At 67.4% G+C, this 22,069-nt stretch carries 20 protein-coding genes and 1 pseudogene; 8 read left to right on the top strand and 13 right to left on the bottom strand.

Going from position 1 to position 22,069, the window contains the following annotated elements; all coding sequences use genetic code 11:
* Positions 1 to 119: 119 nt before the first annotated feature.
* A pseudogene (locus tag ABNQ39_RS34620) lies at positions 120 to 779 on the top strand (IS6 family transposase); the annotation flags it as partial.
* Positions 780 to 1,158: 379 nt separating this feature from the next.
* Here ABNQ39_RS34620 and ABNQ39_RS34615 read toward each other — a convergent pair.
* From ABNQ39_RS34615 to ABNQ39_RS34605, 3 genes are read right to left on the bottom strand one after another with little or no spacing between them, the layout of a single operon-like run.
* Positions 1,159 to 2,469, bottom strand: coding sequence for an HlyD family type I secretion periplasmic adaptor subunit (locus tag ABNQ39_RS34615; protein ID WP_376967055.1), 1,311 nt, complete (start codon positions 2,467 to 2,469; stop codon positions 1,159 to 1,161).
* Complete coding sequence (locus ABNQ39_RS34610) at positions 2,466 to 4,286, bottom strand: type I secretion system permease/ATPase (RefSeq protein ID WP_376967053.1); 1,821 nt, start codon at positions 4,284 to 4,286, stop codon at positions 2,466 to 2,468. The genes ABNQ39_RS34615 and ABNQ39_RS34610 overlap by 4 nt, the downstream gene beginning before the upstream one ends.
* Positions 4,287 to 4,302: 16 nt before the next feature.
* The gene (locus ABNQ39_RS34605) at positions 4,303 to 5,397 is read right to left on the bottom strand and encodes a hypothetical protein (protein WP_376967051.1); all 1,095 of its coding nucleotides are present in this window, start codon (positions 5,395 to 5,397) and stop codon (positions 4,303 to 4,305) included.
* A 339-nt stretch (positions 5,398 to 5,736) separates the two neighbouring features.
* Between ABNQ39_RS34605 and ABNQ39_RS34600 the strand changes: the two genes are divergently transcribed.
* The 3 genes from ABNQ39_RS34600 to ABNQ39_RS34590 all read left to right on the top strand — a co-directional run bounded on the left by ABNQ39_RS34600 (position 5,737) and on the right by ABNQ39_RS34590 (position 7,870).
* Positions 5,737 to 6,438, top strand: a complete 702-nt coding sequence (locus tag ABNQ39_RS34600) for a calcium-binding protein (RefSeq protein ID WP_376967049.1) — start codon at positions 5,737 to 5,739, stop codon at positions 6,436 to 6,438.
* Between the two features lie 147 nt (positions 6,439 to 6,585).
* Positions 6,586 to 7,020, top strand: coding sequence for a hypothetical protein (locus ABNQ39_RS34595; RefSeq protein WP_376967047.1), 435 nt, complete (start codon positions 6,586 to 6,588; stop codon positions 7,018 to 7,020).
* Positions 7,021 to 7,090: 70 nt separating this feature from the next.
* Positions 7,091 to 7,870 (top strand): hypothetical protein, encoded by a 780-nt coding sequence (locus ABNQ39_RS34590; RefSeq protein WP_376967045.1) that lies wholly within the window; start codon positions 7,091 to 7,093, stop codon positions 7,868 to 7,870.
* Positions 7,871 to 7,927: 57 nt separating this feature from the next.
* On the opposite strand, the gene ABNQ39_RS34585 is transcribed toward ABNQ39_RS34590, so the two are convergent.
* The 3 genes from ABNQ39_RS34585 to ABNQ39_RS34575 are packed head-to-tail and all read right to left on the bottom strand — an operon-like array spanning position 7,928 to position 11,235.
* Positions 7,928 to 9,259, bottom strand: coding sequence for an efflux RND transporter periplasmic adaptor subunit (locus ABNQ39_RS34585; RefSeq protein ID WP_376967043.1), 1,332 nt, complete (start codon positions 9,257 to 9,259; stop codon positions 7,928 to 7,930).
* Between the two features lie 3 nt (positions 9,260 to 9,262).
* Positions 9,263 to 10,525, bottom strand: coding sequence for an ABC transporter permease (locus tag ABNQ39_RS34580; RefSeq protein ID WP_376967041.1), 1,263 nt, complete (start codon positions 10,523 to 10,525; stop codon positions 9,263 to 9,265).
* A gap of 11 nt (positions 10,526 to 10,536) precedes the next feature.
* Positions 10,537 to 11,235 carry an ABC transporter ATP-binding protein gene (locus tag ABNQ39_RS34575; protein ID WP_376967039.1) on the bottom strand — a complete coding sequence of 233 codons (699 nt, stop codon included), beginning with the start codon at positions 11,233 to 11,235 and terminating at the stop codon, positions 10,537 to 10,539.
* Between the two features lie 192 nt (positions 11,236 to 11,427).
* On the opposite strand from ABNQ39_RS34575, the gene ABNQ39_RS34570 reads away from it, so the two are divergent.
* Positions 11,428 to 12,942, top strand: a complete 1,515-nt coding sequence (locus tag ABNQ39_RS34570) for a TolC family protein (protein ID WP_376967037.1) — start codon at positions 11,428 to 11,430, stop codon at positions 12,940 to 12,942.
* Between the two features lie 706 nt (positions 12,943 to 13,648).
* Here ABNQ39_RS34570 and ABNQ39_RS34565 read toward each other — a convergent pair.
* Genes ABNQ39_RS34565 through ABNQ39_RS34545 form a run of 5 tightly spaced genes read right to left on the bottom strand, consistent with a single transcriptional unit; the run spans position 13,649 to position 18,546 of the window.
* Positions 13,649 to 14,662 (bottom strand): proline racemase family protein, encoded by a 1,014-nt coding sequence (locus ABNQ39_RS34565; protein ID WP_109445676.1) that lies wholly within the window; start codon positions 14,660 to 14,662, stop codon positions 13,649 to 13,651.
* 58 nt (positions 14,663 to 14,720) lie between these two features.
* Entirely contained in the window at positions 14,721 to 15,509 is a 789-nt protein-coding gene (locus tag ABNQ39_RS34560; protein ID WP_376967034.1) for an ABC transporter permease, read from the bottom strand.
* Positions 15,506 to 16,390: an ABC transporter permease gene (locus ABNQ39_RS34555; RefSeq protein WP_376967032.1), complete on the bottom strand. Its 885-nt coding sequence runs from the start codon at positions 16,388 to 16,390 to the stop codon at positions 15,506 to 15,508. The genes ABNQ39_RS34560 and ABNQ39_RS34555 overlap by 4 nt, the downstream gene beginning before the upstream one ends.
* The gene (locus tag ABNQ39_RS34550) at positions 16,387 to 17,475 is read right to left on the bottom strand and encodes an ABC transporter ATP-binding protein (RefSeq protein WP_376967030.1); all 1,089 of its coding nucleotides are present in this window, start codon (positions 17,473 to 17,475) and stop codon (positions 16,387 to 16,389) included. Before ABNQ39_RS34550 ends, ABNQ39_RS34555 begins: the two co-directional genes overlap by 4 nt.
* A gap of 12 nt (positions 17,476 to 17,487) precedes the next feature.
* On the bottom strand, positions 17,488 to 18,546 hold the full coding sequence (locus tag ABNQ39_RS34545) for an ABC transporter substrate-binding protein (protein ID WP_376967028.1): 1,059 nt from the start codon (positions 18,544 to 18,546) through the stop codon (positions 17,488 to 17,490).
* A 170-nt stretch (positions 18,547 to 18,716) separates the two neighbouring features.
* Here ABNQ39_RS34545 and ABNQ39_RS34540 point away from each other — a divergent pair, with 170 nt between their 5' ends.
* Both ABNQ39_RS34540 and ABNQ39_RS34535 read left to right on the top strand, forming a co-directional pair.
* Positions 18,717 to 19,700 carry a GlxA family transcriptional regulator gene (locus ABNQ39_RS34540; RefSeq protein ID WP_376967026.1) on the top strand — a complete coding sequence of 328 codons (984 nt, stop codon included), beginning with the start codon at positions 18,717 to 18,719 and terminating at the stop codon, positions 19,698 to 19,700.
* Complete coding sequence (locus tag ABNQ39_RS34535; RefSeq protein WP_376967024.1) at positions 19,697 to 20,149, top strand: hypothetical protein; 453 nt, start codon at positions 19,697 to 19,699, stop codon at positions 20,147 to 20,149. The genes ABNQ39_RS34540 and ABNQ39_RS34535 overlap by 4 nt, the downstream gene beginning before the upstream one ends.
* A gap of 123 nt (positions 20,150 to 20,272) precedes the next feature.
* On the opposite strand, the gene ABNQ39_RS34530 is transcribed toward ABNQ39_RS34535, so the two are convergent.
* The gene (locus ABNQ39_RS34530) at positions 20,273 to 20,998 is read right to left on the bottom strand and encodes an SDR family NAD(P)-dependent oxidoreductase (RefSeq protein ID WP_376967022.1); all 726 of its coding nucleotides are present in this window, start codon (positions 20,996 to 20,998) and stop codon (positions 20,273 to 20,275) included.
* Between the two features lie 114 nt (positions 20,999 to 21,112).
* Here ABNQ39_RS34530 and ABNQ39_RS34525 point away from each other — a divergent pair, with 114 nt between their 5' ends.
* A complete protein-coding gene (locus ABNQ39_RS34525) occupies positions 21,113 to 21,505 on the top strand; it encodes a winged helix-turn-helix transcriptional regulator (protein ID WP_376967020.1) in 393 nt (130 codons plus the stop codon).
* A 68-nt stretch (positions 21,506 to 21,573) separates the two neighbouring features.
* Here ABNQ39_RS34525 and ABNQ39_RS34520 read toward each other — a convergent pair whose 3' ends face one another.
* Positions 21,574 to 22,026, bottom strand: coding sequence for a winged helix-turn-helix transcriptional regulator (locus ABNQ39_RS34520; RefSeq protein WP_376967018.1), 453 nt, complete (start codon positions 22,024 to 22,026; stop codon positions 21,574 to 21,576).
* Positions 22,027 to 22,069: the final 43 nt, after the last annotated feature.

Genomic DNA, 22,069 nt, shown 5'->3' with positions numbered 1-22,069 from the left:
CGAAGCGGGTTCCGTCAGCTTTCGCGCCAAGCCGGGCGAATGAGCGCGTCCGGCTTCCGGCACGGTTGGTTAGACGATGGCGAGGCATTGTCACGGCAGCTGTTGGCAGCCTGCCGGTCATGAGGATATTCTCGCCTGATGTCACCGCTCTCGTATGCCCGCCACCATTTTCCGCCCTCCGCCCTCCGCCCTCCGTTATCCAGCATGCGATCTGGCTGTATCTGCGATTCACCTTGAGCTATCGGGATGTCGAGGAGCTGCTGGCCGAACGCGGCATCGAGGTGTCCTACGAGACGGTCCGCCGCTGGGTCGTGAAGTTCGGGCCGACCATTGCTGCCAACCTGCGGCGACTCCGGCCGAAGCCCAGCCCGCGCTTGCACTTGGACGAAATGGTGGTGCGCGTCGGCGGGAAATATGTGTATCTGTGGCGTGCCGTCGACGACGAGAGCGAGGTGCTGGAAGTCCTCGTCCAACGCCGCCGGGACAAAGCCGCGGCTTGCAAGCTGATGCGCAAACTCCTGAAGAAGCACGGCTTCGCGTCTACCCAGATCATTACCGACAAACTGCGTTCCTATGGGGCTGCCTTGCGTGAAATCGGTCTGGCGGCGCACCATGAGCAAGGCCGGCGAAAGAACAACCGGGCCGAGGTCTCACACCAGCCGGTACGGCGACGGGAAAGAAAGATGCAACGGTTCAAGTCCCCGGGCTCCACTCAGCGCTTCGTCTCAATGCATGCCGCCACCTACAACACCTTCAACCTCCAGCGTCATCTAGAGTCTGTCTGATGCTTATTGAAGCACCAGACAGACTCTAAGCTTTTGATTTTCCGTGTGATTCACGCTTCAAGCGCTTCCGCTTGAACCGATCACACTCTAGTCTCCCGCCGCACCCTGCGTACCTTTCGAGCGCAGGCCTTATAGCTCCGTGCGTTTAATATGAAACGCACGGAGCTATAGCTTTCTGTTTGACGATCGGATTCACGCTTCAAATCGATTCCGATTTTACGCGATCCGATCTAGCCAATTGGCAGGCCGCGACCGCTGCGGCGTGAGCCCGTCGGGAACTTCAGGATCTCCGCGTGTCGGAATGGTTCCTGTGACAGAGCCGAGCCAAGCTTATTTCAGCCGCAAATCTGCCCGGGAAACGGGGACAAGCTCCCTATTCTTCGCGGAACGCTTTCCGGAAGCTGTCCTCGATGGGCTGCACGAGGTAGTGCAGCAGTGTGCGCTCTCCGGTGACGATCAGGGTTTCCACCGGCATCCCCGGCAGCAGATGGATTTCCGGGAGACGGTCGAGCTGGCCGGGATCGACGGCGACGCGGGCCTGATAATAGGGCTGTCCGGTCCGCTCGTCCGTCACCGCATCGGCAGAGACTCGGAACACCGTGCCGTCCAGCTGCGGTGTCGTGCGGCTCTTGAACGCGCTCAACACCACCTTGGCAGGTAGCCCGGTATGGACCACGTCGATGTCCGTCGGGCTGATGCGGGCGTCGACCACCAGGCGGTCATCCAGCGGCACCAGGTCCAGCACCGTCTCCCCCGGCGACACGACCGCCCCGGAAGCGAAGCGGCGCAAGGTCATCACCGTGCCGGCCTCCGGTGCAAGCAGATCGCGCCGTTCCAGGCGGATGCGGGCAGCCGACAGTTTTTCCTCCGTCTCGGCACGACGGATCTGCACGTCGCGCAACTCCGCCGCCACCTCGCTCTGCCGGTCGTCGCGCAGAGTGAGGATCTCCTGCTCGGCCTGGGCGATGCCCTCGCGCGCTTGGGCAATGCGGTTCGCGAGGTCGCCCTGTCCGCCTTCCAGATCGACCGCCTGCCGCATCAGGGCGAGCAGGCGCGGCTTGCGCTCCAGCCCCTTGTTGACCATGTCGGCGACGGCCTCGGTCTCTTCCCGGATCAGGGCCAACTGCCTGAGCCCGGCCCGGCGCTGGTCCTCCAAACCGGCGATCTGCGCCTCCAACTGCGCGATGCGCTGCCGGGTCATCAAGATGCGCCCGTCCAGGCTGGCTTTGCGGCTGGTGAAGATGCGTTCCTGTCCGGCGACGATCTCCGCCACCGCCGGATCGCCGGCGCCAAGGCGTTGCGCCAGGAGCGGGATCGGCGCAAGCGACAGGGCACCGTCGCGCTCGGCCAGCAGGCGGGCTTCCTGGGTCAGCAGGGAGCAGAGTTGACCATCCAGCAGTGTCACGGTGGACCGGGCCTCCAGATCGTCGAAGCGGATCAGGGGTTGTCCGGCGTTGACCCGGTCGCCGTCCCGCACCAGGATCGCCGCGATGACTCCGCCGTCCAGATGCTGCACGGCCTTGCGGTTGCTGTCCGCGGTAATCGTTCCGGACGCGACCGCGGCGCTGGCAAGCGGCGTGAGGGCCGCCCAGGCACAGAAGCCGCCGAAGCCCGCCAGCGAGAGTGCCAGCCCTGCGGCGACAAGGCGCCCGACCGGCGGGCGCGCCAAGGGATCCACGGTCATTCCAGCTCCACGCTGTGCAGTTTCGGCACCGGTGCCGCAGGAGGTCCAATCCGGTCACCCGCAGCGTCCGGAAGCGCCGGCCGGCCCGCCACCGGATGCATCGTCCGGCGTTTCAGAGCGTCCAGAACCTCGGCGCGCGGGCCGAATGCTTCGACCCGGCCATCGCGCAAGGCCAGGATGCGGTCGACCTGGGCCAGCGTGCCGGGGCGGTGGCCGATGACGACCACGCAGGCCGCACGGTCCTTCAGGGCAGTGATCGCGCGGTTCAACGCCTGCTCGCCCTCGGCGTCCAGACTGGCGTTCGGCTCGTCCAGTACCACCAGCTTGGGAGCGCCGTACAGCGCGCGGGCCAGCGCCACCCGCTGGCGCTGGCCGCCGGACAGGAAGGCGCCGCCGTCGCCGACCTGGGTGTCGTATCCCTGCGACAGGCGCAGGATCATGGCGTGGCAGTCGGCCTGGGTCGCAGCCTCCACCACGGCCCGGGGATCGGGGTCGCCCATCCGGGCAATGTTCTCCGCCACGCTGCCGGCGAACAGCTCCACGTCCTGCGGCAGATAGCCGATGTGCCGGCCGACGTCGTCGCGCCGCCACTGGAACAGGTCCGCCCCGTCGAGCCGCACCACCCCGGCAAGCGGCGGGTGCAATCCGACCAGCAGGCGCGCCAGCGTGGATTTGCCGGCAGCCGACGGCCCGATGACCGCCAGGGCTTCTCCCGGCCGCGCGTCGAACGAGATGTTGTGTAGCACGGCCCGCCCCGGCGTCGCGCCACCCGGTTCCCCGCCCTGTTCTCCTTCGCCGATGCGGAAGGCGACGTTGCGCACGGTGAGCTGTCCGACCGGCTCCGGCAAGGGCAGTCCGGGCACGCGCCGCCGTGGCCGCAGGAAGGCGGCGGACAGGCGCCGCCAGGCGTCCCGCCCGGCGCTGACCTGCCGCCAGCCGCCGATGGCCTGCTCGACCGGGGACAGGGCGCGCCCGACCACCAGGGAAGAGGCCATCATGGAGCCGGCGCCCATCTCGTGGCGCCCCACCAGCCAAGCCCCGGTGCCGAGCAGGACCACCTGCACAAGCTGGCGCACGAACTTGGTGACGTTGAGCAAGACCGCACCGCGGCGATGGGCGCGGTCCTGCGCATCGAGGGCAAGGCTGTGGTCGCGGCCCCAGCGGCGGGCGAGCCCGGGCAGCAGATGCATGGCATCGACCACCTCGGCATTGCGCAAGGCGGCCTCGGCGGTGGCGACCGCGCGGTTGCTGGCAACCGTTGCGTCGCGCAGGCAGGTGCGGGTGATCCGGTCGTTGACCAGCGCCAGGGCGAACAGCAGCAGGGCGGAGGCCACCGCCAGATGCCCCAGCACCGGATGGAGCGCGTAGATCAGCGCGAGGTAGACCGGGACCCACGGAACATCGAACAGGAAGGCGGCGCCGTTGCCGAGAACGCTGTGCAGCGTGCCGAGATCCCTCAGCATCGCTGTCCCGTCCCGCCGCCCGAGCAACGCCGCCTCGACCATGCGGTCCAGGACCGGTGGGGCGAGGCGGCGTTCCAGCCAATCGCCGAGCGTGCCCAGCAGACGGGCCCGCAAGAAATCGAGCGCGCTCAGCAGGGCAAGGGCGCCGGCGGTGATCAGCGACAGGAACAGCAATGTCGGCAGGCTGCCGGAGGGCAGCACACGGTCGTAGACCTGCATCATGTAGAGTGACGAGGCCAGCATCAGGATGTTGATCAGCAGGCTGAATCCCGTTGCCCAGATCAAGGGGGCCCGGCAACGGGACAGAAGGCCAGCCGTGTCCGTCACGTCGACGCCATCCAGTGGGCCGGACATGGCGGCTGTCGCACGCTCAGCCATCCTGAGGGTCGCGGGGGTCGGCCTTCTGCGAAGCCGCCGCAGTGTTGGTGCCCGTCTTCAGTGCCTGGAGCATGCTTTCGGCCGCACCGGTCGCCGACCCGGTGCCGGCCGACGCCGAGCCGTTGAACGGGCTGGCCTGCTGCGACGCCGAACGGGCGGTGAGCGCCGATTGCAGCATCGACAGGGCCGCCGCGGCGTTGGAGCGGTCGGCGGCGGGGCGCGGTTCGGCTGTGGCTGCGGCGGTTGGGGGCGTCGGCGGCGCATCGGGTTGCGAAGTGGCCTGGGGGGCGGAGTTGGGGGCGGCCTGGGAGGTCGCTTTCGCGGACGCGGCCGGTTCGGCCCCGGCGGCATAGCGGGTAAAGGCGGACTGGTAGACCGACGCGTCGAAACCCATCGACGTCAGCTTGTCGTAAGCCTTGAACTCCTTCGACTGGGTGTCGTTGGTCGGCAGCTGATCCGCACCCTGCTGGTCGGCATACCGGTCGCGCCGGCTCGAAATGACGAAGCCCATGCTTTGCCCCATCTCTTCGAGGGCGTTCCCGCTATCGGCGTATTTCGCCTGGGAGGCCTCGAACGCCTTGCCCGCCTGCCTGACCTGCACGGCATAGTCCGCGTCCGAGACCTGGCCCTTGCCGTGGGCCAGGTCGAGAGCGGACATGGCGGCAAGCGCGCGGTCGCCGGCCTGTCCCCGCTCGCCCACCTGCCGGCTTAGGTCCGCCATTTTCTGACCCGCCTGCGCTTCGCCTGCCGTCGCCGGGGATTGCGTCATGAAGCGGTCGAACCCTGCCGTCTTGGCAAGATGGTTCAGGCCGTCGACGACCTCGTCGGCACTCATCTTGCCCGAGGTCACCAACCCTTCCAGCATCCCGCGGGCCTTCGGGTCCAGATACTGGAAGGCATCGGCCGCGGGACCTTTGAGCGCCTTGGCGAGCTTCCCCACGGACACGCTGTCGCCGGTCGGGGTGCCGGCGCCGGCCGAAACGGAGGATGCGGTGGTGGAGGGCGCCGCGTCCGCAGCGCGCCGGGTTCCACCTGCCGAAGACAACGGTGCGGGGGATCGCCCGATATGATCGATAGACATGGTCATTTCCCCGTCCTCCGGTTGATATTCTCTCCGAGCAGATTCCTTTCACAGGATTATTAGCGAAATGTTAAAATTCTATGGTTCATAATCAAATAGCATCAGGTCAAAAGAGCAGGAGCAAGAGAATAGAATTCTAATCGTTAGAATTCTAAGGATTTTCCAATGAAACCCTTGTAACCATGCAATCCTCCGCATGAAAAGACGGGAAAAGATTTGAAATCAAACTAAGTTGAGTAAAAATCTCTATATACAACCCATTGGACGTATTTTATAAGCGCTACCACCGCTACGGCATCGCGGCGCGTGCAAATGCAAGAAATTCTACTACCGGAAAGGCACCCAATGACGACGTGGTTTGGCGGTCCCGGGAACGATGTTCATGATGCTCTCCCGGATGAGACGACGCTCTATGGCGGCGCGGGTAATGACGATCTGCTTGGAACGACCAGCGCAGACCTCATCTCCGGCGACGATGGAAATGACACGCTGTATGGGTGGAGCGGAAACGACACCATCTATGGCGGAACCGGGGACGACATTCTTTACGGCAACAATGAAAACGATCTGCTGGTGGGGGAGGCCGGAAACGACACACTCGTCGGCGGCAACAACAACGATACGCTCTATGGCGGTGCCGGAAACGACCTGATCTACGGCGACGGCGGGGATGCGCTGGGACAGGATGTCCTGGCCGGCGGGGCCGGAAGCGACACCTTGTACGGTGGAGCTTACAACGACACCTATCTGTTCACCTTCAACGCCGATGGGCAGGATTACATTTCCGACAGTTCAGGGGAGTACGACACTCTGAACGTCGGCGGGGTCACGAATATCTCCGGCCTGGAGTTCCATCGGGCGACCTATTACAGCTCCACCAACGATTCCAACGATCTCGTCGTCCAGCGGGTGGGGGACAGCGCCGTCAGCGAGTTCGTTTACATCGACAATTACTGGAGCGGGACGGCGCCGGGCGCCGGGCGCGTGGAGTATCTCTACGTTGGCGGAACCACTTACTGGTTCAACAGTGTCACGCAGAATCTTTGATCTTGCGCGCTGACGAAGCATTTCGCCGCTGACTCCAGTCCATTGGCGGTCATCGGTGCGGTGGCCGCTTCAAAACATTCTCAACGCTCGCCTGCCGCAGGAACGATCTGCCGGACAGGCCGCCGCAAAGGCAAAAAGGATCCAAAAATGAACGCCATTCTCAAGGGTGCCATCGGCTTTTCGGTCGCGTCGTTCGTCTCGCTGGGGGCCGGCGCGGCTTCAGCGCAATCCGCCGCGACGCTCACGCTGAAGGACAACACCGCCGTGTCCTTGACCTACCAGACCAGCAGCTGTGTTGGCACCCTCAATCAGTCCTGGCCGTCCTCAATCCTGGCCGGTTCGTTCGCCACCCGCACGGCCACAAGCTCGCTGACGTCGAACGGGTGCAGCGTCACCTATCAGCGGGCCGACAATGGCCGTTCCTGCCGCTTCGTCGCCACGCGGCTCCGCAGCTCGCTGACCGGCCCGTGGAATTACCCGACGGTCAACACGACCGCCAGCGGCAGCGGGATCACCTGCACCTACACCATCACCAGCGTCAGCTCGAACGGTGATTGGGCCGTGACGCTGAACGTGAACTGATCGTTGCCTGGGCGTCCGGCCGCATCGCGTGGCGGCCGGACGCCTCTCTTTTCCAAGGAGGGATGTTGCGATGATGATCTCCGGCCAGAGCGTGGCAAGCACCGCCGTCACGGTTAAAAGCGCGAAAGTCTCTGCGGACGCGCGCGCGAACGCGACGGCGGACGGCGGGGCCGCCACCGCCACTGCCGCCACCGCCGCCGGGGGGAGCGCGGTGAAGAAGGACTTCGCCACCGTCGCCAAGGACGCCCGTGCCGCGCTCGATGCCGTTTACCAGCAGCGCGGCAAGGCCATGGACATGCACACGTCCGGCAAGGACTGGGAAGCCGCCTTCCAGGGCATGGACCGTCGCGCGCTCTATGCCGTCGCCAGCAATGCGGGCGGCCAGTTCAGCAAGGACGAGCAGGGCGCGGCCGACTTCCTGATGGGAAAGCAGGTGGAGCAGGCGCAGGGCATCGATTCGGCCAATCCCGCCAGCATCGCCGCCTTCCAGGGAAATCTTGCGAACGCGATGAAAGCCGGGGCAAAATTCCTCGACTCGGTCAGCGACGAGGAAAAGCAGTCGGTAAATTGGGCCATGTCCCGCGCGTCGATGCAGCAGAGCCATGAAATGCTTGCGGAACGGGACGGGCAGCCGGTTGAGAACCTGGACAGCGACAATCCGCTGGTCAAGGTCATCAAGGCCGCGTTGAGCGCGGCAAAAGGCGACCCCGCCCGCGAGCGGAGCGAAGGCCGCATCGACAGTCTGGAAAGCCTGAAGAGCCAGCCCTGGGCGAAGGGCCTCGAAGCGCAGATCGACCAGGCCCACCGCGCCTCGACCAAACAGGGGTCCCTGCTCGACAGCAAGGTGTGACGGAAGAGGTGTGACTGAAAAGCTGTGACGGAACCGGGCAGGCTGGAGGAAAGCCGCTCAGGGCGGCCCGACCACGACCCTGTCGCCCACCCGCACGCCGTTGCGGATTTCCACACCGGCCGGCGTCGCCTCGCCGAGGGTGACGGGAACCTCCTCCTCGGCACCGCTCGCCGGATCGCGCCGAAGCACCGCGGGTCCTGCGGCGGTGCGCCGCACCGCTTCGGGCGGCAGGACGATGCCGGCCGGGTTGTCGTGCAGGGTGATCGACAGGGCGGCCGACATGCCGATGCGCACGGGCGCGCGCTGCTCCTCCGTCAGCGACGGCAACTCCACCCGCAGGGCGAAAGACGCGCCCGGCGCCCCGTTCTCCGCCGGCGTCGCCTGATGCGCGACCCAGGCGAGGCGCCCATGCAGCGGGCCGCCTGGAAAAGCGTCGCCGGTCACCGTCACCGGCTGGCCGACGCGCAGGCGGTTGACGTCCATCTCGTCCACGCGCGCCGTTACCGCCACACTTTCCAGTTCGGCGATCAGAAGCAGAATCTGGTTTCCGGTCACGCTGCTGCCGGTCTCCACGGCGGTGGCGCCCGTCTGGGCGGTTGCTGGCGGCTTCAACACCAGCCCGGATACCGGCGCCGCCACCGTGGCGCGGCTGCGCTGCTCCTGCAAATCCGCGAGCCGGGCCGTCGCGGAGGCGAGGTCCAAGTCCGCCAGGCGGCGGGCCTCCGCTCCGCCGCGGCGGAGCAGGGCGTCCAGATCCTCGCGCGCCGTCGCCAGGGCGGCGGCCTGACCCTCCGCCTGATGGCGCAGATCCTCGTATTCCTGGCGAGCGATGATGCCCTGGTCGATCAGTGGCTTGGCGTCCCGCACGCGCCGTTGCGCCTGGGCGGCGTCGCGTTCCGCGCCGGCGACCTGACGGCGGGCGCGGGACACCTCGGCGCCGCGGGACCAGTCGGCCAGTTCCCCGACCCGCTGTGCCGCCTTCAGCATGGCGGCTTCGGCGTCGCGCAACCGCAGATCCAAGTCGAAGAAATCCATGACGAACAGTGTCTGGCCGCGCTCCACGCGCTCGCCATAGGCGAATCGCTTGTCCCGAACCATGCCGCCGAACGGCGCGATGACGTTCACCGTGCGGGCGGGCTCGATGGTGCCGACCAGGGAGAGGCGTGCCGTCACGGGCGTGGTTTGTGCGATGATGGTGGCGCCCGGCGCATGTTCCGGCACGGCCTGTGCCACCATCGCCGGGCCGGACGTGTCCCCCCCGGGAAGCAGGCCGGTGCCGGGCGAGGCGGCCCAGCCACCGAGCGCGGCCACCGCAGCCACTGCCGCCACCCCCACGACCTTCGTCATGCCGATCCTGGGCGATCCCGTCATGCCCGCAGGTTCCTTCATGGCTCACTCTCCCCGCAGGGCCTGGATTGGATCGAGGCGGGAGGCGCGCAGGGCCGGCAGGATGCCGAAGAGCAGGCCCACCAGCACCGACATGCCCAGTCCCAGCGGCAAAGCCGTTGCCGGCAGTGCGAAGGGCCAGCCGGCGGACCGCGCATAGACCGCCGCCGCCGTGATGCCGAGCGCGGTGCCAAGAATCCCGCCGCCCAGCGACAGCACGGACGCTTCGACCAGGAACATGCCCAGTATGTCGCGTGGCCGTGCGCCGAGCGCGAGACGGATGCCGATCTCCCGCCGCCGCTCCACCACGCTCATCAGCATGACGTTCATCACCCCGACGCCGCCGACGATCAGCGAAATCCCGCCGACCGCCGCGAGCAGCAGCGTATAGACCTGCATCTGCTCGGCCATGGCGGCGATCATCTGGCGGGCGCTCTGGACCACCACGGGGCGGGGATGGGGGGCATCGGCGAAATACGCGGCCACGGCGTGCCGTGCCGCCGTGTCGTCGGTGTCCGGTGCCATGCGGGCCACCAGCGCCGTCAGTCCGGTGTCCGCGGCGATGCGCCGCAGGCCGGGGAGGGGAACGAGCGCTGCGCCGTTCAGGTCGACCGGAAGCAGCGGGTTGGGGAGCGTTTCCTCCAGGATGCCGATGACCGTGTAGCGGTATCCGCCCAGGCGCAAATCGTCGCCGACCGCCGGACCGGCTCCATCCGGGCCATCATTCCGGCCGCCATTGCCGCCAAGCTTCCGGGCCAGCCCGCCGCCCAGCACCACGAAGCTTTGCGATCCGTCGAACGCGGACAGGAACCGCCCTTCGGCCATGCCCAGACGTGCCACCGCCGCAAGGTCGCCGGTCACCCCGGCCACGCTTGCCACTGCGCGGGCGCGTCCGTGCGCCAGTTCCATTCCGGTGACGGCGATGGGAGCGACCGCCACCAGTCCGGACCGCCCGAGCAGTGCCGAGGCGTCGCTTGGCATCAGCGGCGCCGGCCGGCCAGCTTGGGCGGTGTCCGCCTGGATCGCCAGCAGGTCGGTGCCCATCGCCCGGAACTGGCCCAGCGCCTGCCGCTTGGCGGCGTCACCGACGCCAAGCATGGCGATGACCGCCGCCGTGCCGATCCCGATGCCCAGCAGCGCCAGCAAGGATCGCTGCCGCACCGCCCGGAGGTTGCCGAGCGCGTCGGCCACCAGCGCACGCCACAGGCCGGGACCGCCGGCCTCCTCCAGTTCCGCCGCATCCGTTCCGGCAGGAAACGAACCGGTCATGGGCGATCCGGTCATGCGTCTGCCGTCCGGGATGCCGCGTCCTCCGGGGCGGCCACCCGACCGTCCCGCATGAGGATGCGGCGCGGGCAGCGCGCGGCAATGGCCGGGTCGTGCGTCACCACGACGATCGTCACGCCGGTGTCGGCATTCAGTGTGGCGAACAGGTCGATGATCCGCCGGGCCGACTCGCTGTCCAGGTTGCCGGTCGGCTCGTCGGCCAGGAGCAGCCGGGGCTTGCCGACAATGGCGCGGGCGACGGCGACGCGCTGCCGCTGGCCGCCGGACATGGCATCGGGCCGATGATGCGCGCGGTCGGCCAGCCCCACCCGCTCCAGGGCCGCCATCGCCCGGTCGCGGCAGGAGCGCGGCGAAAGGCCCCGGTACAGGAAGGGCAGGGCCACATTGTCCAGGGCCGACAGCCGGGGCAGCAGATGGAAGGACTGGAAGACGAAGCCGATGCAGCGGTTGCGCAGCCGGGCGCGCCGGTCCACCGATGTCACACCCAAATCCTCGCCGTCGAACAGGATGCGGCCGGCGTCCGGTCGATCCAGCAGCCCCAGCAGGTTGAGCAGCGTCGACTTGCCCGATCCAGACGCTCCGGTGATCGCGCAGACCTCACCCGCCCGGATGGCGAGCGACACGTCGCGCAGCACCGGGACCCGCGCCGCTCCGGTGCCATAGGTCTTGTGAACGCCCGTAAGGTCGAGCATGGGCAGGCCGTCCCGCTTCGATGCACCGCCCGGAGGCTGTGCAGCTTCTAGCCTGTACGCACATCGCTTGCAAGCATGGGTGGAGAAAACAATCATCTTCCGTTAGTCTTCCAACCCTGTTTCAAGGCGGATGGTGAAGGGCGGGGCAGTTTGGGAGCGGAATTCACAACGTGTGAGGGCCGTCTCACGGTCTTGATCGCGCTGGCCGGTGCCTTTCTGGTCACCGCCTCGCTTTGGGCCGGTACCGTCCGGGCGCAGACCGTGCCCGTGCGGTCCTACGTCCAGCCGGGCACGCCGGTGCCGGCGGTTGTTCCGGGACCGGAGCTGCCCCTGACCCTGCCGGAAGCGGTCTATCTGGGCCTGCGCCAGAATTCGGCGGTACGCGGCGCCTATCTGCAACGGGTCCTCGACAGCTTCAACCTGCGCGTCGCGGAATCGCTGTTCTCGCCGAAAGGCGTCCTCACCACTTCGGCGCTCATCGACCGCACCGGTTCCAGCCGGAACGGCGAACTCCGTGCGGCACCCACGGTGCAGCTGCTGACCCCGCTTGGCACCACCATCAGCTTCGGCTGGGATGTCGGCCAGCGGGCACGGCGCCAGACTGGAAACGGGCAGGTGGGCAACGGCATGCTGGCCGGCAGTTCGGACCTGACCCTGAGCGTGATCCAGCCTTTGCTGAGAGGCGCCGGCCCCGAAGTGGCGACGGCGCCGCTCCGTCAGGCACGGCTTGAGGAACGCTACAACCGGCTCCGCCTGAAGAGCACCGTCGCCAACACGGTGACCGAGATCGTCGGCGCCTACCACCAGTTCCTCCAGGCCCGCCAGCAGATCGCGCTCGCCCGCAATGCGCTTGACCGCGCCCGCGAGCTGGAGACCACCAACCAGGCGCTGATCCGTGCCGGCCGCATGGCGGAGGCGGAGCTGGTCCAGGCGCAATCGACCGCGGTGAACCAGGAACTGGCGGTGTTGCAGGCCGAGAGCGGCTTCGACGCGGCGCGGCTCCGCCTGCTTGGCCTGCTGGCGCTCGACCTGAATACGCGGATCGTTCCGTCGGACCGGCTGACGGCCGAGCCTGTCCGGGTGGAGCTGGAGACCGCGCGGGCGCTCGCCTTCGAGAACCGTCCCGACTATCTGTCGCAGATCATCTCCAACGAGGCCGCCAAGATCGGGCTGGACGTCGCCCGGAACCAGCGGCTGTGGGACCTGACGGTGGTTGCCGGGGTCAGCCTGTCCGGCAGCGGCCGAACGGGGCTGCGCGCCAGCGAACGCCTGCCGAGCACCAAGACCGATCTGCGGGGCGGCATCCAGCTGAGCATCCCCATCAACAACCCGGCCATCGAGCAGCAGGAGGTGCAGGCCACCGTCGGCCTGCGCCAAGCCGAGGTGCAACTCGACCAGTTGCGGATCCAGGTGGAGACGCAGGTGCGGGATGGCGTGCGCGACCTGGAGGCCTCCTGGCGCCGTTACACGCTGAGCCGGCGCTCACGGGACCTGGCGGAGCGGACGCTGGCGGTTGAAACGGTGAAGCTGCGGGCCGGGCGCTCCACCAACTTCCAGGTCGTGGCGTTCCAGGACCAGCTGCGCGCCGCCGAGAGCGCGGAGCTGGGCACGCTGATCGCCTATCTGGACAGTCTGGTGGCTCTCGACCAACTGCTCGGCACCACGCTGGACACCTGGCGCATCGAGTTGAACGATGCCGCCCGATAAGGCCATTCCGTTGCTTGGCCCGGAGCCGACGCGGCGCGTTCGCCGGTTCCGGCGGACTTGCGGGAGACCGGCATCGCCCGTGCCACATTGTTTGTGCCGGGGTTTGTGCCGGGGAGTCCGCCGCATCGTCCCAGCATGACGGGTGGCGAAAATCGTGGCAGCAACCTTGCGGCCAGCATTGCGGATTCGCGAGTGAAGCGTACGGTCATAAAATGCATACAGTTAGGGACCGCATTGCTGCATTGCATGCAGCCATTGACCCCCACCAGGGTCTTGAGGCTTGAGGGCCAGCCGGTGGGCTCGCCGAGCGGCGTCGCCGCCCAGTCATGGGCACGGATGAGCGCCGCCATCTCGCCTTCACCAGAGAGGAAGTCCAGTCTGCTGTTTGGTCCAAGGCTGCCGTGCATCGCGTCCGATCTCGTTGGTGCGCCCGATTTCAAGCCCCTATGCCCCAACTCAAGCTGAGCCAGGCAAGACGTCATTCCCGGTTCAGGGAAGAGGGCGTGAAATGGGAAACCGAGCGGGGGCTGTAAAGTTGCCGTGCGAACATCGGTTTGAACTGAATAGATTTGGAAATCCGGCGCGGTACAGTCTTGGCCGCGTGGCGAAGGGAATGCGGAAAAAGGAATGAGCCGATCGCTGCTTTCCAGCAACCATTGCAATCGGCGGCCCCGGCTGATTGGAGCCGGGGCCGCCGCCGGTTCCATCAGGCGACGAGGAAGCCCGATCCGACCGGGTCGTTGCGGTCGATGACCCAGCGGGCCGTTCCCAGGATGCTGGCGGTGCCCTTGACGGTCGGCCGAACCGCGCGCACGCCGTTCAGGCGGGTCTCGCCGAGCAGGCAGCCTTCGAAGGTGCCGCTGCCCAGCAGGCCCTCCGAACGGATCGTCTGGCCGATCGTCATTTTACCGCGCGCCTCGAACATGGCCATCATGGCGCTGGTGCCGGTGCCGCCCGGCGAGCGGTCCAGCTGCCCGGCGCTGAACACATGGACGTTCTTGTAGAAGGCGCCTTCGATGGTCGGCTCATGCCAGAAGGTCACGAAGTTGAAGTTGTTGATGTGGGCCGAGGCCGGGTGCTGGATGGCGACCTTCTGGCGCAGCTGCTCGCGCGCCAGCACGCCGTAGCGCGACAGCGCCGTGCCGTTCTCCGGACCGATGCGGAGCGCGGTGCCGGTCAGGTCGATGATGCCGAAATAATTGCCGCCCCAGACGATGTCGGCCTTCAGGGGGCCGATCTCGGGCAGTTCGAAGGCCACGTCCTGGGCCGCGACATAGGCCGGCACGTTCTCGAACCGGGTCCACAGCACGGCGTCGCCGTCCGTCGCCACCTCGGCCACCACGAGGCCGGCGGTGGTCTCGAAGCGGATGGTGGTGCGGTCGCCCTCGCCGCGCCGGACCAGCCCCAACGCCACCATGGCCATGGCCACGGCAATCGTGCCGTGCCCGCACATGTGCGAATACTGGGTGCCGTCGATGTAGATCAGCCCGGCGTCGGCGTCCGGACCGGACGGGGGCGTCAGGAAGACGCCGAACATGTCCTTGTGCCCGCGCGGTTCGCGCATCAGGGCGCAGCGCAGCCAGTCGTAATGGGTTTCCAGGAACTGGCGCTTCTCCAGGATGCTGGAGCCGGGAGGATAGGGAATGCCGCTGTGGACGATGCAGAGCGGCTCGCCCTCGGTATGGGTGTAGACAACGTCGAACACGTCTTGCTTGCGCATGACTTGGGGCCTCTCGGGGTGTTGGCGGGGAGAAAGGGGATGGAGGATCGGGACGGGGTCAGCGCCGCTTCGACAGCACGTGGAGCCCCACGGTCAGGTCGAGAAGAACGATGGTGACCGCCGCCACCGCGATGGTGATCGACGAGACCGCGGCGATGACCGGGTCGATGGTGTACTGGACGTAGTTGAACAGCTTGACCGGGATCGTCGTCAGCTCGGCGGTGGTGTTGAAGATGCTGAGCTCGACGTTGATCCAGGACGAGATGAAGGCGAAGATCGCCCCGCTGGTCAGTCCGCCGCGGATCTGCGGCAGCACCACCAGCAGGAAGGTCTCGAAGGGCCGGGCGCCGAGATCGGCCGAGGCCTCCTCCAGGGCGCGCTGCTCGGGCGTCAGCTGCGGCAGGACGGAGCGCAGCACGAAGGGCGTCACGATCACCACATGGCCGACCAGCAGGGCCGCAAAGCTGCGCATCAGTCCCAGGGCGGCGCAGTATTGCAGCAGGGCCGCGCCCAGCACGACGTGCGGCAGAACCAGCGGCGACATCAGCAACGAAAGCAGTGTCCGCTTGCCGGGAAAATCGTGGCGCGCGATGGCCAGGGCCGCCGGCAGGGCGAGCAGCACCGCCCCCGCCGTGGCCGCCAGCGCCAGCGCCGTGCTGGTCCCGAAGGCCGCTACATAGGAGGTGTCGGCCAGCATCCGCCCATACCAGTCCAGCGTGAGGCCCTGCGGTGGGAAGGCCAGATAGCTGGTGGCGGTCAGCGACGCGCCGACGATGACCACGAGCGGCAGCACCAGATAGGCCATCACCGCCCAGGCGACGATCCGCAGGAGAATGCGCGCGATCATGACCGGTTGCCTCCGCCGTTGCCGATCCGTCCGGCCAGCGCCACCAGTACCAGCGTGACGACCAGGAGGGTGATGCTGAGCGCGCCGCCGTAATGGACGTCGAACACCGTGCTGTATTGCTGGAAGATCAGCATCGGGAAGACGGTGATCTTGCCGCCGCTCAGCAGGGCCGGCGTCACGTAGGCGCTCGCCGCCAGGGTGAAGACCATGATCACGCCGGCGATCAGGCCGGGAAGGCACAGCGGGAAGGTCACGGTCCAGAAGGTGGTGAAGGGGCTGGAGCCGAGATCGGCCGAGGCCTCCTCCAGCGTCGGATCCACCGTGGCCAGCGCGTTGCCGACCGCCAGGACGATGAAGGGCAGGAGGATGTAGACGAGGCCGATCACGATGCCCGTCTCGGTGCCGAGGAAGCGGACCGGCCGGTCCAGCAGCCCGATCCCGACCAGCGTGTCGTTGACCAGACCGTTGCGGCCGAGCAGGATCATCCACCCGAAGGACCGCACGATGTTGCTGGTGAACAGCGGCAGCAGCAGCAGGATGACGCAGCCTCGCCGCAGGGCGTTCGACGACACCACCCGCACCAGATAATAGGCCAGCGGATATCCCAGCAGCGTGACGGCCAACGTGGTCAGCGCGGCGATCCGGAAGGTCACCGCCAGGACGTCCCAATGATACTGGTCGAGCAGCACGCGGGCGTAGTTCGCCAGGGACGGCGCGCCGCCGGCCATCAGGCTGGAGGACAGCACGACGACCATCGGCACGGCGAAGAAGGCCACGAAGAAGGCGACGGGGGCGGCCAGCAGCGGCAGGGCGCGGCGCAGGGCGGTGGGCGGCGGTGCGGCGGGAGCCACCGCGGGGTCGCCGGTCAGCGCGGCGGTCATGGCGCCGGCTCGCCGGCTACGACGTGCAGATGCTCCGGACGGAAGCCGACGACGACCTGGGTTCCCCGGCCCAGGCCGGCGCCCGGCATGCCCAGGCGGCGGCTTGCCAGCAGGGCGTCGCCGACCCGGACCATCACGAGGGTCTGGCCGCCGGTGTTGATCACGTCCTCGACGATGCCTCGCTCGGTGAGGAAACCGGGCTCGTCGGCGCGGTCGAGAAGCTCCAGATGCTCGGGCCGCAGCACACCGGTGCGGCTCTGCCCGGCGCTGATGTCGGGCCAGGGGCCGGGGCCGGGATGGGGAACAGCCGCCGTCCCGAAGGCCAGCCGCAGCCCGCCGTCTCCGTCCGCCGCGCCGGGCAGCAAATTCGCTTCCCCGATGAATTCGGCGACGAAGCGCGTGGCCGGCGTCGCGTAGACCGCCGTCCCCGACCCGACCTGCTCGATCAGGCCGCGATTCATCACGACGATCCGGTCGGCCATGCTCATCGCCTCCTCCTGGTCGTGGGTGACGAACACGAAGGCGATGCCCAGCTTCTCCTGGAGATGCTTCAGCTCGATCTGCATCCGCTTGCGCAGCTTCATGTCGAGCGCGCTCAGCGGTTCGTCCAGAAGCAGCAGCTTGGGCCGGTTGACCACCGCGCGCGCCAGGGCGACGCGCTGCTGCTGCCCCCCGGACAGCTCGCGCGGGTACCGCGCGCCCAGCGCCTCCAGCCCGACCAGTTGCAGCGCCTGCGCCGCCCGCTCCGCCGCCTCGCCCCGCGGAACGCCGTGCCGGCGGGGGCCGTAGGCGATGTTGTCGAGAACGCTCATGTGGGGGAACAGCGCGTAGTTCTGGAAGACCGTGTTCAGGGGCCGCCGGTGGGGCGGCAGCCGCGTCACGCTGTCGCCGCCGATCCGGATGTCGCCGGAATCGGGGGTGAGAAAACCTGCGATGCAGCGCAGCAGCGTGGTCTTGCCGCAGCCGCTGGGGCCGAGCAGGGCGATGAACTCGCCATGCTCGACCTCCAGCGAGACGCCCTTGAGCGCGTGGAATCCACCGAAGCGCTTGCCGAGATCGCGGATGGACAGCAGGGCCGGGGGCATGCCTCGTCCCCCTTACTGGCGCGCGAGTTCGCGGTTCCAGGCGTCGGTGATCGCGCCCCGGTCGCGGTTGATGTCGGCCCAGTTGAAGAGCTGCAGGTTCTTGACCGATCCGCCGACGCCCCAGGGCAGCTTGCGCTCGATGTCCGGCGCCACGGAGACGCCTTGCACGGACGGGCCGAGATAGAGCTTCTCGGCGAGGCAGGTGGCGGCCTGCGGGGTCAAGGCGGTGTCGATGAAGCGTGCGGCTTCGGCCGCGCGGGGCGTGCCCTTCACCAGATGCAGGCGCGCGTCGGTTGCCCACACGCCTTCCTTGGGAACGACGAAACCGATCGGCAGGCCCTTGTCCGCCAGATCCCAGGCGCCGACGCTGAAATGGGCGCCGACGATCGCCTCGCCGCTCTGGTAGGCGTTGGAGGCCGCGCCCGAGCTGTCGAAATAGAGCGCGGTGTCGAGGGTCTTCAGCTTCGCGAAGGTCTTGGACAGGTCGTTGGCCGGGTTGCCCCAGATCTTGTTGAGGAACAGGATGAAGGGAACGCCCGACGAGTTGGCCGGGGACGGGATGGTGACGGCGCCCGCGAATTCCGGGTTCCAGAGATCGTTCCACGAGGTCGGGGGCGTCTTGACCTTCTGGGTGTTGTAGGTCAGGCCCAGCGAGTAGTAGCCGGTTCCCACCGCGAAGACGGCGCCGTCGGCCTTGTAGACCGCTTCGGGCGAGACCTTCGCGAGGTTGGGCACGGCCTGCGGGTCGATGGCGCCGGTGACGCCGGCGGCCTGCGCCAGTTCGCTGATGCCGCCATCCATCCAGGCGACGTCGATGGTCGGCGCGCCCTTCTGCTGCTGGAGCTTGGCCAGCGTCACCGTCGAGGTGCCGATCTCAGGCACGACCTTGATCCCGGTCGCCTTGGTGAAGGGCTCCGCGACGCAGGTCCGGAAGGCCTCGCCCCAATTGCCGCCGTACCAGGCGACGGTCAGGGAGGACTGTGCGGCGGCGGACTGGGCAGCGGCAATTGGGGCGAAGGCGGCACCGGCCATCAGAGCGGCGCAACAGGTGGCAGCACGCAGAGAAGTCATGACGCTCTCCCTCGATGTCGGCCCTTGCGGGCGTGAAACCCTTGCAACAGGGTCGATGCTAGCGAGGGGGCAGCTTTTTCCGATAGAAGATTGCGGACGGATGCTTGAATAATTCCGACATGAGCAGCGAACACCCCGGCACCCGATCCCCTTCCGGCGCGGACCCAACCATGGTCCCCGGCACGGTCCCCCGCCTGCGGATCGGCTTCGTCCTTCTGGATCAATTCACCCTGACCGCCTTTTCGGGGCTGATCGACGCGGTCCGACTGGCCGCCGACCTCGGCGGGCGCAGCCGGCAGATCGACGCCAGCTGGACGGTGATGAGCGTCGGCGGGCAGGCCCGGCGGTCGAGCTGCGGCGTGCTGGTCACGCCGAACGAGGATCTGCGCGATCCGACGTCCTTCGACTATGTCGCCGTCTGCGGCGGCAACGATTACCTGAACGACGTCCAGCCGGCGCGGCTGACCGACTATCTGCGGCGGGCCGTGTCCGGCCGCGTCCGGCTGCTCGGCGTCTGCACCGGGACCTTCGCCATCGCCCATGCGGGCCTTGTCGGCAGCCGTCGGGTGTGCGTCCATTGGAACGTCCTGGACGCCTTCCGCGAGCGCTTCCCGACCGTCAGCGCCGCGGTCGACCAGCTGTTCATCGACGAAGGCGACCTGATCACCTGCGCGGGATCGACCGCCGCCATCGATCTCGGCCTCTATCTCGTTGGACGGCATTGCGGGGGCCAGAAGGCGCGGCAGGCGGTCCGCCACATGATGCTGCAGGACATCCGGTCCGCCGCGCTGCCGCAGGCCCATTTCTATGCCAACCTGGACGGCATCGCCGACATCCGCGTCCGGCAGGCGTCGCATTTCATCGAGCAGAGGCTCGATTCCCCGCCGTCGGTCGAGGCCATCGCCCGCTATGTCGGGGTGAGCGCCCGGCAGTTGGAGCGCGCCTTCCAGGCGGCGCTCGGCGTGTCGCCGGCGGCCTTCCAGCGCCGGCTGCGGCTGGATTACGGGCGCTGGCTGCTGGAGAACACGCGCCGCACGATCACCGACATCGCGTTCGACTGCGGGTTCGCCGACACCGCGCATTTCTCGCGCGATTTCAAGGCCCAGTTCGGCCGGATGCCGAGCAAGGCGCGCGGCCCCGCGCCGGACTCGTGACTGTCCCAAGGGCAAGACGGTGTCGGGCGATCCCACCTGCCACAGGCCTTCACGCAGGTCTCGTCGACCCGCCGGCCGGCCGCGGACGGTGCCACCGCCAGCGTAGCCGCATCCCGTCTCTGGCGCATGGAACCGGGGCGCGACTGCCGCTCCTCGGAGTTTCGACCTCAGCCCGGCCCGTGTGGAGACGATGCTGGCGCGGGCACGAATCTCGTCCTGCACGATCAAGCCGGCGCTCACTCTCTCATCCATTTGCCCGCGCCGCCGGCGACGCAAAGCGTCTCGGCTTCGACACCATCGAACTGCACGGGGCGCACGGCTACCTGTTCGACCAGTTCTTCTGGGCCGCCACCAACCGTCGGACCGACCGTTACGGCGGTGTTACAATCGGCGAACGCTCGCGCTTTGCCGCAGAGGTCGTCGCAGCCGTACTCGCCGAACTGGTGTAGGACTTGGAAGTGCCGTTCACCACGCCGAACCAAACGGCCCCGAGACGCGGAACGATCAGGCCCCGGCTTGCCGGGGATTGATCAAATGGCTCGCGCCCTGTCGGTCGGCCGGCGGCGCACAGGTCAGACCTGCGCCATACCGCCGTCGACCGGCAGTTCGGCCCCGGTGATGAAGCTGCTTTGGTCGCTGGCGAGGAACAGCGCGGCCGCGGCCACCTCGTCGGCACGACCCATACGGCCGAGCGGGATCAGCGTCGTCAGCGTCTCGCGCACCTCGTCGGACGCCGCCGCCATCATGGCGGTGTCGGTCGGTCCCGGTGCCACGACGTTGACGCGGATGTTGCGGGGCGCCAGCTCGTTGGCCCAGGTCCGCGCGAACGAGCGCACGGCGGCCTTGGTCGCCCCGTAGACGCCATAGCCTTTGGTGCCGATCGCGCCGGCGATCGAGCCCACCAGTACGATAGAGCCGCCATCCGGCATGATCGCCGTCGCAGCCTTGGCGGCAAACAGCAGCGCACGCACGTTGAGGCCGAAGGTGCGGTCGAAATGATCCTCGCCGATGCCGTCGAGGGTTGCGAACTCGGAGATGCCGGCGTTGACGGCGAGCACGTCCACCCGCCCGGCCTCGGCGCCCACCGCCTCGAAGAAGGCGGCGAGCGCCGTCAGATCGCAAGCATCGACGCGGCGCGTGCGCAGCCTGCCGGCCCCAAGCTCGACCTCCCCCTCTTCGGCGCGGCGACTGGTGGCGTAAACCGTGGCGCCTTCCGCCGCGAACCGCTCTGCGATGGCGCCACCGATGCCGCCATGGCCACCGACCACGACGGCGATTTTTCCTGAAAGCCCGTTCATGCGTCCTCACATCGCTGGTGATGACGAACAGCTATCATTCCTATATCTAATTACAAGAAGGCACCTGATGGTGCTTAGATACCAGATCGTGCTCAGATATTGAGGCGTATACCCATGGCCAGAGACGTGCTCGAACTGCCACTCGATGTCACCGCGACGCGGCCCATCCTCGAACATATCGCCAACAAATGGACGGTGCTGATCCTGAGCGTCCTCTGCACGCAGCCGGCGCGGTTCAACGACCTCAAGCGCCGGCTCGACGGCATCACCCACAAGGCTTTGTCCGAGGCATTGAAGCGTCTGGAGCGCAACGGCCTCGTCAGTCGCAAAGTCCTGCCAACGCAGCCGATTGGCGTCGAGTACACGATTACCGATCTTGGCTGCTCGCTGCGCGAACCCTTCGCCGCCCTTTACAACTGGTCGCTCGCCAACGGCCCCGCGATGGAAAGAGCGCAGCGCGCCTATGACACATCGAGAGGGGAGGGAGGGTTGGAGGAGGAGATCTAGCAGCCGGATGGCATGCTGCCTCCTTCGCACATCCTCCCAGAACGCCGCTTTTCCATCTCGATATTCGATCAGTTTTGAGTGGCCTTCATCACCCTTGTGTCGCGCCATGTCAGAATCCGCCCGTCTCCGCCGTGCAGTTCCAGACGGGCAACCGGGAGGCCCGTTTCGACGGCGATCATCGAGGATCGCGGTTCATCGGGGCCATAGAGATGGTCTTCGCCCCACTGGCGCAGCGCGACGATGACGAGGAAAAGGCCACGCCCTTTTTCGGTCAGGACATATTCCTTGTAGGCGCTGCCGTCCGAAGCCGGCGCGGTCTCCAGGATGCCGCGTTCGGTCAGATCGCGCAGCCGGGTTGCCAACATTCCCTTGGCAATACCAAGGCCGCTCTGGAACTCGTTGAACCGTCGCACTCCGTCGAAGGCGTCGCGAATGATCAACAGTGACCACCAATCGCCGATGACATCGAGCGCCCGCGCCACCGGGCAACCCGCATCCCAAAGACTGACCCGCTTGACCATGCCACCAGCCTCCACCACACGAAACTGGTCCTAAATTAGAACT

It is taken from the genome of Azospirillum sp. A26, from assembly GCF_042604635.1.
Taxonomy (GTDB): Bacteria; Pseudomonadota; Alphaproteobacteria; order Azospirillales; family Azospirillaceae; genus Azospirillum; species Azospirillum palustre.
Note: the sequence above shows the minus strand (reverse complement) of the source record. Positions and strands in the feature narration are given on the sequence as shown.